12 protein-coding genes and 1 pseudogene are annotated in these 13,688 nt (G+C 60.8%); 11 read left to right on the forward strand and 2 right to left on the reverse strand.

Translation table 11 applies throughout. The features are described from left to right. The first annotated feature begins 2 nt into the window (after positions 1-2). Positions 3-371 (forward strand): response regulator, encoded by a 369-nt coding sequence (locus GH983_RS02290; RefSeq protein ID WP_054148686.1) that lies wholly within the window; start codon positions 3-5, stop codon positions 369-371. 75 nt (positions 372-446) lie between these two features. On the opposite strand, the gene GH983_RS02295 is transcribed toward GH983_RS02290, so the two are convergent. Together GH983_RS02295 and GH983_RS02300 are read right to left on the reverse strand one after the other, a co-directional pair. Next, on the reverse strand, positions 447-716 hold the full coding sequence (locus GH983_RS02295; RefSeq protein ID WP_153761496.1) for a hypothetical protein: 270 nt from the start codon (positions 714-716) through the stop codon (positions 447-449). A 103-nt stretch (positions 717-819) separates the two neighbouring features. Continuing rightward, positions 820-1,188, reverse strand: a complete 369-nt coding sequence (locus tag GH983_RS02300) for a hypothetical protein (RefSeq protein WP_153761497.1) — start codon at positions 1,186-1,188, stop codon at positions 820-822. Between the two features lie 272 nt (positions 1,189-1,460). Between GH983_RS02300 and GH983_RS02305 the strand changes: the two genes are divergently transcribed. The 10 genes and pseudogenes from GH983_RS02305 (at position 1,461) to nirB (ending at position 13,686) form a co-directional block, all read left to right on the forward strand. Then, positions 1,461-1,859, forward strand: a complete 399-nt coding sequence (locus tag GH983_RS02305) for a hypothetical protein (RefSeq protein ID WP_153761498.1) — start codon at positions 1,461-1,463, stop codon at positions 1,857-1,859. A gap of 352 nt (positions 1,860-2,211) precedes the next feature. Beyond that, complete coding sequence (locus GH983_RS02310; RefSeq protein ID WP_153761499.1) at positions 2,212-3,435, forward strand: efflux RND transporter periplasmic adaptor subunit; 1,224 nt, start codon at positions 2,212-2,214, stop codon at positions 3,433-3,435. Then, a complete protein-coding gene (locus GH983_RS02315; protein ID WP_153761500.1) occupies positions 3,432-4,673 on the forward strand; it encodes an FtsX-like permease family protein in 1,242 nt (413 codons plus the stop codon). The genes GH983_RS02310 and GH983_RS02315 overlap by 4 nt, the downstream gene beginning before the upstream one ends. After that, positions 4,666-5,358 (forward strand): annotated as a pseudogene (locus tag GH983_RS02320) (ABC transporter ATP-binding protein); the annotation flags it as partial. The gene GH983_RS02315 and the pseudogene GH983_RS02320, both read left to right, overlap by 8 nt. Before the next feature lie 452 nt (positions 5,359-5,810). Next, on the forward strand, positions 5,811-6,404 hold the full coding sequence (locus tag GH983_RS02325) for an ANTAR domain-containing response regulator (RefSeq protein WP_069042147.1): 594 nt from the start codon (positions 5,811-5,813) through the stop codon (positions 6,402-6,404). A gap of 34 nt (positions 6,405-6,438) precedes the next feature. Further along, on the forward strand, positions 6,439-7,710 hold the full coding sequence (locus tag GH983_RS02330; RefSeq protein ID WP_069043921.1) for a CmpA/NrtA family ABC transporter substrate-binding protein: 1,272 nt from the start codon (positions 6,439-6,441) through the stop codon (positions 7,708-7,710). Between the two features lie 354 nt (positions 7,711-8,064). After that, positions 8,065-9,363 carry a CmpA/NrtA family ABC transporter substrate-binding protein gene (locus tag GH983_RS02335; protein ID WP_069042146.1) on the forward strand — a complete coding sequence of 433 codons (1,299 nt, stop codon included), beginning with the start codon at positions 8,065-8,067 and terminating at the stop codon, positions 9,361-9,363. 164 nt (positions 9,364-9,527) lie between these two features. Next, positions 9,528-10,424, forward strand: a complete 897-nt coding sequence (gene ntrB / locus GH983_RS02340) for a nitrate ABC transporter permease (protein ID WP_054148695.1) — start codon at positions 9,528-9,530, stop codon at positions 10,422-10,424. An 11-nt stretch (positions 10,425-10,435) separates the two neighbouring features. Beyond that, positions 10,436-11,233, forward strand: coding sequence for an ABC transporter ATP-binding protein (locus GH983_RS02345; RefSeq protein ID WP_069042145.1), 798 nt, complete (start codon positions 10,436-10,438; stop codon positions 11,231-11,233). 5 nt (positions 11,234-11,238) lie between these two features. After that, positions 11,239-13,686, forward strand: coding sequence for a nitrite reductase large subunit NirB (gene nirB, locus GH983_RS02350; RefSeq protein ID WP_069042144.1), 2,448 nt, complete (start codon positions 11,239-11,241; stop codon positions 13,684-13,686). Positions 13,687-13,688 lie beyond the last annotated feature (2 nt).

A 13,688-nucleotide genomic window follows, 5' to 3' on the forward strand; every position in this document is an offset into this window, starting at 1 on the left:
GGATGGAGAAACTTCGGATACTGCTTGCGGAAGACGAGCCTCTCATTTCCATCTTCTTCGCAGAACTCCTCGTGGAAATGGGATACGAGGTCTGTGCCATCGAAGTGACGGAGGACGCGGCTGTCGAAGCGGCGACGCGGCTAAAGCCAGACCTTCTGATTGTGGACAGGCATCTGAAGCAGGGCAGTGGCATCGTTGCCGTCGCCAGGATCCTGAAAGAAGGACCGGTGTCCTACATCTTCATGACTGGCGATAGGCTGGTCAGAGAAGAGGTCCCGGCCAATGCCATCATATTGCAGAAGCCTTTCCTTGATGCGGATGTCGATCAGGCGATCCATGCCGCCATGCAGGCAGCAGGCAGGCCATTTTGAAAACACCTTCGCGAGAGCCACCTGATCGAAACGGACCAGGCTGTTCTCGCGAAGTTCGCGTGTTCCTTTGACCTGCTATACGATCGCTTTCAGATCCGTTTCGGCTGCACCTGAATGCGTGTCGAGCTTCGTCGGCTTGACGGCGTCGAGGACCTGTCTCGCATGCGAAAGCTCTGTTTCGGATCCATGGACCATCACGAGAAAACTGTCGGCCTTCAGCGCGGGTATCAGTCCGCCGACCACGAGCGCGCCTTCGAGGGCTGAAGCCACTGTTGCTGCGAGCGAACCCAATATGAACACATATCCGAAGAGGGGGATGGTCAGGATGAGCCCGCCAAAGAACAATCCCCACAATCCGCCCCAGAATGCGCGTTGGGAACCCCAGACCTTGATCCGGTCTCCGGCATTGTAAAAGCCGACAGGGCAGGGCTCTGCACACTATCGTCCTTCACCCGTTGATCAGGTTCTCCACCAATGCGATCAGGGCCGCTTCACTGGTGATGCCCCGTTCAAACGCATGGCTGAGCACTGTCGCAAGATCGGAACCATCTTCGCCATCTGACGAAAACCCGTGCTGCTCACAGGTCTTGGTGAAGGCTGCCAGAAGGTTTGCATCGGACGCTCCGTCAATCAGTTTGTCTGGGATTAAGGTCATGCTTTCCTCCACAAGACCCACCACGAATTGACCGTGCTCAGAATAAAGAGGAATGGGCCATAACGGTGAGGGCCGGAATATACCTATGGTCGGCCAAACTAGGTAGAATCCGTCCCTGGCCCCGGCCGGCAGCAGCCGTGATGCTGCACTGGCCGCGATCATGGTCGTTTTCCGTTGTCAACCAGCGGCAGTACTCCTCCGTCCATCCGGGATTTGTAACAAATTGCGCCTCGTCATGCTGGCACTTCTCACCCTCGCGATTGGCGGTGTTCTGGGCATACTGCTCCTAGGATACTACTTTCCGAGTGCAGGCGAGACGACCGTCAGTCAGCCCCTCTACGCATCGCCCGAACTCAAATTCGGAAACGATTGATCTTGGGATGAACGTCTTTCTCCATCTGGTGTCGCGCCCGCCCCGAAATCAGGAACAAGACATGTCCCTCAATGAAATGATCAACACGACTGCGGACAAGGGAAAGCTGCGCGTTCCCATTTCGCTGATGAAGGCGATTGCCGCGCAGGCAGAGGACATATTGAAGCGCTCAGGCCAGGCTGACTACAACTGGGACGTCATCTCGCTCTACTTCGCGCCTGAGGACGGCGGCTATGAACAGAGGGCGAGTTACGATGACGCGGATGCGGCGTTGTTTCTGACTGCCTGGCGAGGAATGAAAGGCACGACCTCCAGCACGACGATCTCAAGAGGGCTGCAAGGTCTTGAATACATTATCGATATGACACGTGATGGGGTTGTCACCGATGTCACAGGGCTGACTAAGGACATCAGTGCTGAGTATCTCCGTATCGGAAGCCCGGTCGACGAACGCCGTTAACAGTCGCCACTCAGCGGTCAGGAATGGCGCAACGTCTTTCTCCGGCCAGACCCTCGCGGACAAGGGATGCCATTGTCGCAAAAGTCGGCAGGATGGCGAGCCGGAAGCACATGATGACCGTGAGCAAGATTGCCTTGCTGCTCTGGCCTCCAACGCATCGTGTCCGTCTCGGCAACATGAGTATCTTCCGATCCTGTTGCCGCAAGCGCGCAGGGCATATGTGAACGACCATGAAGCACATGTGTCCTCGCGGCCCCAGAGACGTGACCCATGCGAGGTGCGCCTCCGCATCCGCCCGCATGAAACGTTCACGCAGTCGGGTCCTGTCCGGTCGCTCTTGGCGGAGAGCGTCATGAAGATTGGGCCTAAACTTGTCGCCGGGACGATCTGTGCCACCGTCTTCGCCACAGTCGGCGTTTACTTTGGCATTCCTTTTGTCCTGGGTGAGAAGGTCGCGGCAATCTCTGTTGTCCGGAGCGACATCGTCCAGACGGTCGTGGCGAGTGGCCGCGTCGAGACACCATCGGGTGTCAATATCGGCAGCCAGATCATCGGAACCGTGCTCCACGTCCATGTGAGGCAGGGTGCCGCTGTTCGCAAAGGCGATGCACTCATCACCCTCGATGACCGTCAGGCAAGGGCTGCCGTCGACCAGGCAGCCGCATCCCTGTCGGAGGCTCGAACGAGCCTCCGACAGGTGGAGGAACTGACGCTGCCACTGGCCGAGCAGACCTTGATCCAGACCAAGGCGACCCTGCGCAATGCCGAATCCCAACTGGCCCGTGCCTTGCAACTGGCTGAGCGTTCGATTGCGACCGGCGAGACCGTTGAGGATCTTCAGCGCGCCTTCGATATTGCCAAGACGGAGGTCCGATCAGCCGAGTTGCAGGTGAAGAGCCTATCCGTCGGCGGCAGTGGCCATGCGGCGGCAAAGGGTGCCGTCGTCCGGGCCGAGGCGGTGCTCAGGGCCGCGCAGGCCGGCTTGGGCCTGACACTGATCACCGCCCCCGTCACGGGCGTCGTCATCCAGAGAGCCGTCGAAGAAGGGGCCATCGTTCAGGCGGGGACGCCGCTTCTTGTGCTCGCGCCAGACAGGTCCAAGCAGCTTGTCGTGCAGATCGATGAGCGCAATCTCGACGTGATCCGCATCGCCCAGCCGGCCCTTGCCTCGGCCGATGCCTATCCGGAGGAGAGTTTTCGCGCCGCCGTCGCAACGATCAGTCCGACTGTCGATGCAGACAAGGGCTCCGTCGAGGTCAAGCTCTCCATCGATGCGCCACCCAGCTACCTCAAGGAGGACATGACCGTGTCGGTCGACATCGAGGTCGCCCGCCATGAGAATGCGCTGGTGGTTGCCAATGCGGCTGTTCGCGATGCCGCGAGTGCTGCGCCCAAGGTGTTGCTGATCCTCGACGGGCATGCCGTCGAGCGACCCGTCACCCTGGGCCTGAGGGGGATCGCCAGCATGGAGATCCTCGATGGACTTGTTGTCGGCGACCTCGTCATTCCCTCGACGGTCACGACCGTCGTGGCGGGTGCGCGCGTCCGCGTCGCTGACGGTGCGGTTTCCCCATGAAAACCTGGCTGCCGTTCGAACTGATTGCCGCTTTCCGCTTCCTGCTCGAGGGGCGGATGCAGACCCTGCTGACCATTGTCGGGGCGGCGGTGGGTGTTTCCGTCATCGTCTTCATGTCTTCGTTGCTCGCGGGTGTTCAGGCCAATATCTTCAGCCGGGTCCTTTCCACCCAGGCCCATATCGTGATTTCGCCGAGCGAGGAGGTGGCCCGGCCCCAGCGCATGGCGACAGCTCTCCAGACCTTCGCGATCGTGCAGAAGCCGGCGCAAAGGCTGCGCTCGATTGACCAATGGCAGGCGATTGCCGCCCAGCTGACAGCACGTCCTGATATCGTCACCGTGTCACCGGCGGTCGTCGGTGCCGCCTTTGCCGTGCGCGGCGAGGTCGCCGATGCGGTCTCGGTGACCGGGATGGAGCCGGACGCCTTTTACCGGATCATCGCGCTGCCCGAAAAGATGATCTCCGGCTCGGCGACACTGTCGCCCAATGGCGTGCTCATCGGCATTGAACTTGCAAGCGATCTCGGTATCGGGGTCGGCGAGAAACTGCGCATCCGCACCACCAGCACGAAGACCACAAGCGGCTCCGACCAGACCTTCATCATCGGCGGGACCTTCGATCTCGGGAACAAGGAGGTCAATCAGCGCAGCGTCTTCGTGTCCCTGCGATCGGCGCAATCCCTGCTTGGGCTGGCAGGGGGCGTGACCAGCCTCAGCGTCAATCTGATCGACGCCTATCAGGCGGAAGTGGTGGCCACCGATCTGCGCTCGGCTCTCGGCGTCAATGCCGAGAGCTGGATCAAGACCTTCGAGGAGTTGTTCACTGCACTCAAGACCCAGTCGATCGCCAATTACGTCATCCAGTTCTTTGTGGCGATCGCGGTGGCGCTCGGCATATCCAGCGTGCTGGTGGTGTCCGTCGTTCAGCGATCCCGCGAAATTGGCATCCTCAGGGCCATGGGGGCGTCGCGCGCCCAGGTGATGCGGGTCTTTCTCGTCCAGGGGGCCGTGATCGGCATGCTGGGATCGCTGGCCGGGTCTGCGCTCGGAGCCGGCTTCGTTCTCGTCTGGCGTGCCTTTGCCAGGAACCCCGACGGCACCGAGTTCTTTCCGATTGCGCTTCAGCCGTCGCTCTTCGTCGCCACCGCTGTGGTTGCGGCCCTTACCGGTCTGGTGACCGCCGTCCTTCCGGCGCTCAGTGCCGCCCGTCTCGATCCAGTGGATGCGATCCGTGGATAAGCCCGCACCGACAGACAAGACCGTGCTGCGCCTTGAGGGGGTCACCAAGTCTTTCGGCGTCGGGACGGAGATCGAGACGGAGGTGCTGCATGGCATAGACCTGGTCCTCCAGGAGGGGGAGTTCTGCGCCCTGATCGGTCCCTCCGGATCCGGCAAGAGCACGCTTCTCAACATCATCGGCCTGCTCGATCGTCCGACCTCCGGCCGGATGCAGATCGAAGGCGAGGATACGGCAGGCCTCAGCGATGCGGCACAGACGAGCCTCAGGGGACACAGCATCGGCTTCGTCTTCCAGTATCATCACCTGATTTCGGCCTTTACTGCGGTCGAGAACGTGATGATGCCGATGCTGCTCGACAAGGGCTGGCCCAGTCAGGCAATGCGGGAGCAGGCAGGCATCCTGCTCGACAAGGTGGGGCTAGCCCCGTTCAAGAACAGCCCCGCCAATCGCATGTCTGGCGGGCAGCAACAGCGCGTCGCCATCGCGCGAGCGCTTGCCATGAAACCGGCACTGGTTCTGGCTGACGAGCCGACCGGCAATCTCGACAGCCAGTCCGCCGACGAGGTGTTTGCGATGATGCGAGACGTCAACCGACGGGAGAAGACGACCTTCCTGATCGTGACACACAATCTTGAGCTCGCGCGCCGGACGGACCGCATCATCGAAATCGTCGATGGAATCATTGTCACGACAAAGCCCGAAGCCAAGACGTCGGCCGTTTCTGTCGTTGCAGAGCGCGCAACGGACTCAAATGCCTGACCGTGAGTAGACTGGGCTTGAGAAAATCGGAGTGATATCTTCAGGCGTCAGCTGGAAATACGAGTGCATTGCCAGGATGGTGTTTCTCGCCTCATCCTATCGGTGGGCTCAGGAATTGCACAGCAATGTGGAATACTGCTTCACCGTCCGAACAGCGCGGCGTTTACGATCTCATCTTCACATCTCGAGCGTGAAATCTGGCGTGAGAATTGCATTGCTACCGGAATATATGACCGGGAGATCTCATTGTCCGTACACACAATACGCCATGCACTTGCAAGGAAGCCACGGCGCGTTTTGGGCGAAGCAGTGGATCCGGGGAGATGTCTAAGTATCACGAGGATCTCGTGGCTGCTTCTGGCAACCGTGGTCTGACTATGGCGAAGACCTCCTCCGACCTGACGATCCTTGTCATTGACGAAAATGCCATTCGGGCCTCGATCATCGAAGAGGGGCTGAACGAAGCTGGGCATCTGAATGTCCGGGTGATCCATGAGATGCAGGGCGTGGCGCGGCTGATCGAGACGATGGATCCTGACGTCATCATCATCGACATCGAGAACCCCAATCGTGACATGATGGAGCATATGTTCCAGCTCACCCGGATGATTTCGCGGCCGATTGCCATGTTTGTCGACCGCTCGGATACTGCCGCCATCGAGGCTGCCGTCGATGCCGGCGTATCGGCCTATGTGGTTGATGGGCTGAAGAAAGAGCGGATCAAGCCGATCCTCGACATGGCGGTGAGCCGCTTCAATGCCTTCAGCCGCCTTCAACGCGAACTGGTCGAGGCGCGCAATGCCCTCGAGGAGCGCAAGGTCATCGAGCGCGCCAAGGGCATCCTGATGAAAATGCGGGGCTTGAGCGAGGAGCAGGCTTTCGCTCTGCTTCGACAGACCGCCATGAACGAAAAGAAGAAGCTGGCCGACATCGCCCAGAGCGTCGTGACGGCTGCAGGACTGCTACTGTGAGCGCGGCGTGGATCGGAGAATGCTGGTGAGCGATATGGTTTCAACCCAATCCGGCGATACGGCCATCCATGCCCCCGTGACTGTGCGTGGCAAGGAGCAGAGGACGCTCAGGGCAGGCTACATCCCGCTGATGGATGCCTCGATCCTGATCGCAGCTGCAGAGCTTGGTTTTGCCGAAAGGGAGGGACTGCATCTCGAGCTGGTCCGGGACGTCACCTGGGCCAATGTCCGCGACCGTCTCGCTTTCCGCCAGTTCGACATTGCGCACATGCTCTCGCCGATGCCCGTCGCATCCATGCTCGGGCTTGGATCCAATCCCTCGCCGACCATCGCGCCCTTTTCCCTCGGTCGCGGTGGCAATGCTATCACGTTGTCCGCCCGAATCTTCGAACGGATGAAGTCTTTGACGGGGCTGGCAGACGATGCGGATGCCCTGGCCAATGCCAGGGCACTGGCGGCCTTGCTCGCCGACATGCGCGCGCGGGGCGAACCGGTGCCAACACTCGGGATGACCTATCCCTTCTCCTCGCATAATTATGAGTTCCGCTACTGGCTGGCGGCTGGCGGCATCGATCCGGACCGGGACGTGAAGCTGGTGGTGGTTCCGCCACCGCTGACTTCGGATGCGCTCGCGGCTGGCGCAATCGATGGCTTCTGCGTCGGGGCACCCTGGAACATGATTGCGTCGGAACGAGGCACGGGGCGCATCGTGGCTGCCAAGCAGGATATCTGGCCTCTGGCACCTGAGAAGGTGCTCGGCATGCGCCCCGACTGGGCCGATGCGAATGTCGATACCGTCTCCCGTCTGATCGTCGCCCTCGATCGGGCGGCGCGCTGGTGCGATGACCCAGGTCACCACAACGAGCTTGCCGGGATCCTGAGCGCGCCGGAATACATCGCAGCGCCCACTGGCATCATTCGCCGCGTATTGAATGGCGAGTTCAGTCTTGATGCGCAGGGGACGAAACGGGTCGTCCCGGATTATTTCCTTTTCCATCGCGGGGCCGCCAACCATCCGCGGCCAGATCAGGCATCGTGGATCTACAGCCAGATGCTTCGCTGGGGCCAGACAGACTTCAGCGATGAAGGCATGGCACATGCGCGGAGCGCTTTTCGGCCGGACCTCTATCTGACAGCGCTGGGACAGGATGCTGCCATGCCGGACGAGGCGAGCGAGAAGGGCGCTGGCGGCTATGAGGGTTTCATGGATGGCAAGCGTTTTGATCCGGATGCGGTGCAGGCTTACGTCGAGGGATTTCCGGTCCGATCAGCCTCGTCGTCAGGCGTGGGGACGGTCGATGGCTGATGCGCTGCGGTGCACAAACCTGAGGCATTTGCACGAAAAGTCGTGTTCTGGAACGAGCAGGCTGATCTTGCGACCGTCGAGAGGCGGTCGTGCCTGCCCTTGAAACAGCGCTTGTTTTTCCGACGCTTAACCGTCGCCAGGTGAAACTGGCACGGCCCTTGCTTCGCTCTTGATGTCCACGGTCAACGGCGATCGCGGGACGGATGAGCGCCTTATCGGCGCAGATAACCATCAGACAATGACGTCGCAGGCTTCTTGCTGTCCGGCTCCTCCCGCCAGGACCTCGCAAGATAGCACGCGGCGTTTTTTCGTTTTTCCGGATCTCCGTCAACAGACAAAGAGGGGCACACAGCTATGACCAAGACCACAGCAACGAGCATCAGCCGGCGTCAGATTCTCAAGATCGGTTCTGCGGCAGCACTTGCAAGCGCGGCTCGCCTGGCATTTCCGTCGGGCGCTTTCGCCGCAACCGCCGGGCCTGAAGTGACCGGTGTGAAGCTCGGCTATATCGCGCTCACCGATGCCGCACCGCTGATCATCGCGCAGGAAAAGGGGCTGTTTGCGAAATATGGTCTCACCGAAGTGGAAGTCCTCAAACAGGCTTCCTGGGGTGCCACCCGCGACAATCTCGTGCTCGGCGGTGAAGCGAACGGCATCGACGGCGCGCATATCCTGACCCCGATGCCCTACCTGATATCGACCGGCAAGGTGACGCAGAACAACGTGCCGGTGCCGATGTCGATCATTGCCCGGCTCAATCTCGACAGCCAGGGCATTTCGGTCGCCACGGAATATGCCGAGACCGGCGTGCAGCTCGACGCTTCCAAGCTGAAGGAAGCCTTCGCCGCCAAGAAGGCAGCCGGCAACGAGATCAAGGTCGCGATGACCTTCCCCGGTGGCACGCATGACCTCTGGCTCCGCTACTGGCTGGCAGCCGGAGGCATCGACCCGGACAAGGACGTCTCCACCATCGTTGTTCCGCCGCCGCAGATGGTGGCCAACATGAAGGTCGGCAACATGGACGCCTTCTGTGTCGGGGAGCCGTGGAACGAGCAGCTCGTCAATCAGGGCATCGGCTTTACCGCCTGCACCACCGGCGAGCTTTGGAAGGGGCATCCGGAAAAGGCGCTCGCCCTGCGCACCGACTGGATCGAAAAGAATCCAAACGCCGCAAAGGCGCTCATGATGGCCGTCATGGAAGCCCAGATCTGGGCCGACAGCATGGACAACAAGGAAGAGATGTCGGCGATCCTCGGCAAGCGCCAGTGGTTCAATGTGCCTCCGAAGGATGTCGCCGGTCGCCTCAAGGGCACCATCAACTACGGCAATGGCCGTCTCGCCGAAAACACCGGGCTCGAGATGAAGTTCTGGAAGGACCACGCTTCCTATCCCTTCAAGAGCCATGACGCCTGGTTCCTCACGGAGAACATCCGCTGGGGCAAGTTCGCACCCGACACCGACATCAAGGCGCTGGTCGATAAGGTCAACCGCGAAGACATCTGGCGTGCGGCGGCCGCTGATCTCGGCATTGCTGCCGCCGACATCCCGGCATCGACCTCGCGCGGTCCGGAAACCTTCTTCGACGGCAAGGTCTTCGATCCGGAAAATCCGAAGGCCTATCTCGACAGCCTGACGATCAAGGCCGGGGCGTAAGGACCTAGTTCCGATCACGGCCCCTCATCCGCCTGCCGGCACCTTCTCCCCTTAAATGGAGAGAAGGACTCAGCCGCAGCCGTTCCGTCCCCTCTCCCCGTCTGCGGGGAGAGGGTGAGGGGCAGTTTCATGACAACGAAAACCACTCGAAAGAGGACCACACCATGACCGCAACCGCCCGCAAGATTGACACCGAGGCGACGGCCATTTCAGCGACCAGGACAGGCACGGTCGTCATGATCGCACAACGCCCGACCCGCAAGATCGACCTCCAGAAGGCAATCGCCGCCATCTGTCGCAATGTCCTGCCGCCGCTTGTGGTGCTGATCGCGCTACTCGGTATCTGGCAGATCGCCTGCTCAAATCCGGGCGCCACGCTGCCGCCACCATCACAGGTGTGGATCGACAGCTATGATCTGATCGCCGCCCCGTTCTTTGATTATGGGCCGCAGGATATCGGCCTTGCCTGGCGCGTTCTCGTCTCGCTCGAGCGTGTCGCGATCGGCTTCGGGCTCGCCGCCGTCGTCGGCGTCTTTCTCGGTGCCGTTGTCGGTCAGTCTGTCTGGGCGATGCGTGGTCTCGACCCGATTTTCCAGATCCTGCGCACGGTACCGCCGCTTGCCTGGCTGCCGCTCTCGCTTGCTGCCTTCCAGAATTCAAATCCGTCGGCGATCTTCGTCATCTTCATCACCTCGATCTGGCCCATCATCATCAACACCGCTGTCGGCGTGCGCAACATCCCCGACGACTATCGCAACATTGCCCGCGTGCTGCGCCTCAACCCGCTGGAATTCTTCATCCGCATCATGGTGCCGGCCGCCGCCCCTTACATCTTCACCGGTCTTCGCATTGGCATCGGCCTCTCCTGGCTCGCGATTGTTGCCGCGGAAATGCTGACCGGCGGTGTCGGCATCGGCTTCTTCATCTGGGATGCGTGGAATTCCTCGCGTCTCTCCGACATCATCGTGGCGCTCGCCTATATCGGCGTGACCGGCTTTGTCCTCGACAAGCTCGTCGCATTCCTCGGCAACGTCATCACCCGCGGCACCGCGAAGAACTGAGGAGAGCGACCATGAACGCTTATCTCAAGATCGACCATATCGACAAAAGCTTCGAACGTGGCGGCACAAAGACCGAGGTCCTTAAGGATGTCAGCCTCACTATCGGTAAAGGTGAATTCGTCTCGATCATCGGCCATTCCGGCTGTGGCAAGTCCACGCTGCTGAACCTGATCGCCGGGCTGACGCGGGTGTCTGCAGGCGCTGTCCTCCTCGAAAATGTCGAGGTCAACGAACCCGGTCCTGAACGCGCCGTCGTCTTCCAGAACCACTCGCTGCTGCCCTGGCTGACCGTCTATGAGAACGTCAATCTCGCCGTTTCCAAGGTCTTTGCAGGCAAGAAGACAAGGGCGGAGAAGCATGAATGGGTCATGCGTAATCTCGATCTCGTGCAGATGGCGCATGCCAAGGACAAGCGTCCGGCTGAGATCTCCGGCGGCATGAAACAGCGCGTCGGCATTGCCCGGGCGCTGGCCATGGAGCCGAAGATCCTGCTGCTCGACGAACCCTTCGGCGCGCTCGATGCCCTCACCCGCGCCCATCTGCAGGATGCGGTGATGGAGATTCACTCCCGTCTCGGCAATACGATGATCATGATCACCCATGACGTCGACGAGGCGGTGCTACTCTCCGACCGCATCGTCATGATGACCAATGGCCCGGCAGCCCGCATTGGCGAAGTGCTGGAGGTTCCGATCCCGCGTCCGCGCGACCGCATCGCGCTCGCCGCCGACCGCACCTATCTCAAATCCCGCGAGGCCGTCTTGAAGTTCCTTTACGAACGCCACCGCTTCGTCGAAGCTGCGGAGTAAAATCAATGGCTGAAAAACTCGTCATCATCGGCAATGGCATGGCCCCCGGCCGCATGCTGGAAGAACTGTTCGAGAGGGCACCCGGCCATTTCGACGTCACGATCTTCAACGCTGAGCCGCGCGTCAACTACGACCGCATCATGCTCTCGCCGGTACTGTCAGGCGAGAAGGCCTATGAAGACATCGTCATCCATAATGACGACTGGTACGCCGGCCATCGCGTGACGCTGCACAAAGGCGCCAGGGTCACAGAGATCGACCGGCATGCGAAGACGGTCACCTCGGCGAACGGCATCACCGTCGCCTACGACAAGCTGGTCATCGCGACAGGCTCGCTGCCCTTCATCATCCCGGTGCCTGGTCATCAATTGCCCGGCGTTTTGCCCTATCGTGATCTCGACGACGTCGACGCCATGCTGAGGATCGCTGAAGGCAAGGGTAGGGCGATCGTCATTGGCGCCGGCCTGCTCGGCCTTGAGGCAGCCTATGGCCTGAAGCGGCAGGGCATGGATGTCACGGTCATCCACCTGATGCCGACCATCATGGAGCGCCAGCTCGACCCGGCCGCTGCCTATCTGCTCGAAAAGGCGCTCACCGAACGCGGCATCGACATCATCACCAAGGCCAACACCAAGCAGATCCTCGGCACCAACAAGGTGGAGGGCATCGAGCTCGAAGACGGTCGCATCATCACCGGCGACATGGTGATCATGGCCGTCGGCATTCGCCCGGCCTCGAGCCTTGCCAAGGACGCCGGCATCGCTGTCAACCGCGGCATCGTCGTCGACGATGGCATGATGACCTCCGACCCGGATATCTTTGCACTCGGCGAATGCGCCGAACATCGCGGCACCTGTTACGGCCTCGTTGCGCCGCTCTATGAGGCCGCCCGCGTTCTCGCCGATCGCCTGACCGACGGGACCAGCGAATATCACGGCTCCGTCGTCAACACGAAGCTCAAGGTCACCGGCATCAACCTGTTTTCCGCCGGTGACTTCGCCGAAGCCCCAGACCGAGAGGAAATCGTGTTGCGCGATGCCTCCGCCGGCATCTACAAGCGCCTCGTGCTGAAGGACAACAAGATCCTCGGCACTGTCCTCTACGGCGAGACGGGGGATGGTTCCTGGTTCTTCGACCTGATGAAGCGTGGAACCGATATCTCGCAGATGCGCGACACCCTGATCTTCGGCCAGTCCTACCAGGGGAGTACCCCGCTGGACCCTATGGCGGCCGTTGCAGCCTTGCCGGATGATGCAGAAATCTGCGGCTGCAACGGCGTCTGCAAGGGCCGGATCACCACCACGATCTCGTCCAAAGGCCTCACCTCGCTTGATGACGTGCGCGCCCACACCAAGGCGTCCGCCTCCTGCGGCTCCTGCACCGGCCTCGTCGAACAACTGATGGCCCTGACTTTGGGCGACGCTTACAATCCGGCTGCCGTCACGCCGATGTGCACCTGCACCGAACTCGGCCATGACGATGTCCGCCGTCTGATCAAGGCCAAGGGCCTGAAGACCATTCCGGCCGTCATGCAGGAACTGGAATGGAAGACCTCCTGCGGCTGCGCCAAGTGCCGCCCGGCGCTCAATTACTACCTCGTCTCGGATTGGCCGGACGAATATGCCGACGACTACCAGTCGCGCTACATCAACGAACGTGTGCATGCCAACATCCAGAAAGACGGCACCTATTCCGTCGTGCCGCGCATGTGGGGTGGCGTGACCAATGCCGCCGAGCTTCGTGCCATCGCCGATGTCGTCGACAAGTTCGAAATCCCCATGGTCAAGGTGACTGGCGGCCAGCGTATCGACCTGCTCGGGATCGAAAAGGAAGACCTGCCCGCTGTCTGGGCCGATCTCGGCAAAGCCGGCTTTGTGTCAGGCCAGGCTTACGCAAAAGGTCTGAGAACGGTGAAGACCTGTGTGGGCTCCGACTGGTGCCGGTTCGGCACACAGGATTCGACCGGTCTCGGGATCCGCATCGAGAAATTCATGTGGGGTTCCTGGACGCCGGCCAAGCTGAAGCTCGCGGTTTCGGGGTGTCCGCGCAACTGCGCCGAGGCGACTTGCAAGGATATCGGCGTCATTTGCGTGGACAGTGGTTTCGAGATCCATTTCGCCGGTGCCGCCGGCCTCGATATCAAGGGCACCGATGTTCTAGGTCTGGTGAAGACGGAAGACGAGGCGCTTCAGCATATCGTGGCGCTGACCCAGATGTATCGCGAGCAGGGGCGCTATCTCGAGCGCATCTACAAATGGGCAAAACGCATCGGCCATGACGAAATCCGCCGCCAGATCATGGAGGATGCCGACAAGCGCCGTGCCTACTACGACCGCTTCGTCTTCAGCCAGAAATTCGCCCAGGTCGATCCGTGGTCGGAGCGCGTCTCCGGCAAGGACAAGCATGAGTTCAAGCCGATGGCGACCATCAACTACAATCAGGCTGCGGAGTGAGG

The organism is Agrobacterium sp. MA01 (genome assembly GCF_009650195.1).
Classification (GTDB): domain Bacteria; phylum Pseudomonadota; class Alphaproteobacteria; order Rhizobiales; family Rhizobiaceae; genus Allorhizobium.

What these genes read in the sequence shown, in the direction of transcription:
- GH983_RS02325 (WP_069042147.1), top strand. Translation starts at nt 5,811, where the DNA reads ATGGCGAAGACCTCCTCCGACCTGACGATCCTTGTCATTGACGAAAAT.
- GH983_RS02315 (WP_153761500.1), top strand. Translation starts at nt 3,432, where the DNA reads ATGAAAACCTGGCTGCCGTTCGAACTGATTGCCGCTTTCCGCTTCCTG.
- ntrB (WP_054148695.1), top strand. Translation starts at nt 9,528, where the DNA reads ATGACCGCAACCGCCCGCAAGATTGACACCGAGGCGACGGCCATTTCA.
- GH983_RS02310 (WP_153761499.1), top strand. Translation starts at nt 2,212, where the DNA reads ATGAAGATTGGGCCTAAACTTGTCGCCGGGACGATCTGTGCCACCGTC.
- GH983_RS02290 (WP_054148686.1), top strand. Translation starts at nt 3, where the DNA reads ATGGAGAAACTTCGGATACTGCTTGCGGAAGACGAGCCTCTCATTTCC.
- nirB (WP_069042144.1), top strand. Translation starts at nt 11,239, where the DNA reads ATGGCTGAAAAACTCGTCATCATCGGCAATGGCATGGCCCCCGGCCGC.
- GH983_RS02330 (WP_069043921.1), top strand. Translation starts at nt 6,439, where the DNA reads ATGGTTTCAACCCAATCCGGCGATACGGCCATCCATGCCCCCGTGACT.
- GH983_RS02305 (WP_153761498.1), top strand. Translation starts at nt 1,461, where the DNA reads ATGTCCCTCAATGAAATGATCAACACGACTGCGGACAAGGGAAAGCTG.
- GH983_RS02335 (WP_069042146.1), top strand. Translation starts at nt 8,065, where the DNA reads ATGACCAAGACCACAGCAACGAGCATCAGCCGGCGTCAGATTCTCAAG.
- GH983_RS02345 (WP_069042145.1), top strand. Translation starts at nt 10,436, where the DNA reads ATGAACGCTTATCTCAAGATCGACCATATCGACAAAAGCTTCGAACGT.
- GH983_RS02300 (WP_153761497.1), bottom strand. Translation starts at nt 1,188, where the DNA reads ATGATCGCGGCCAGTGCAGCATCACGGCTGCTGCCGGCCGGGGCCAGG.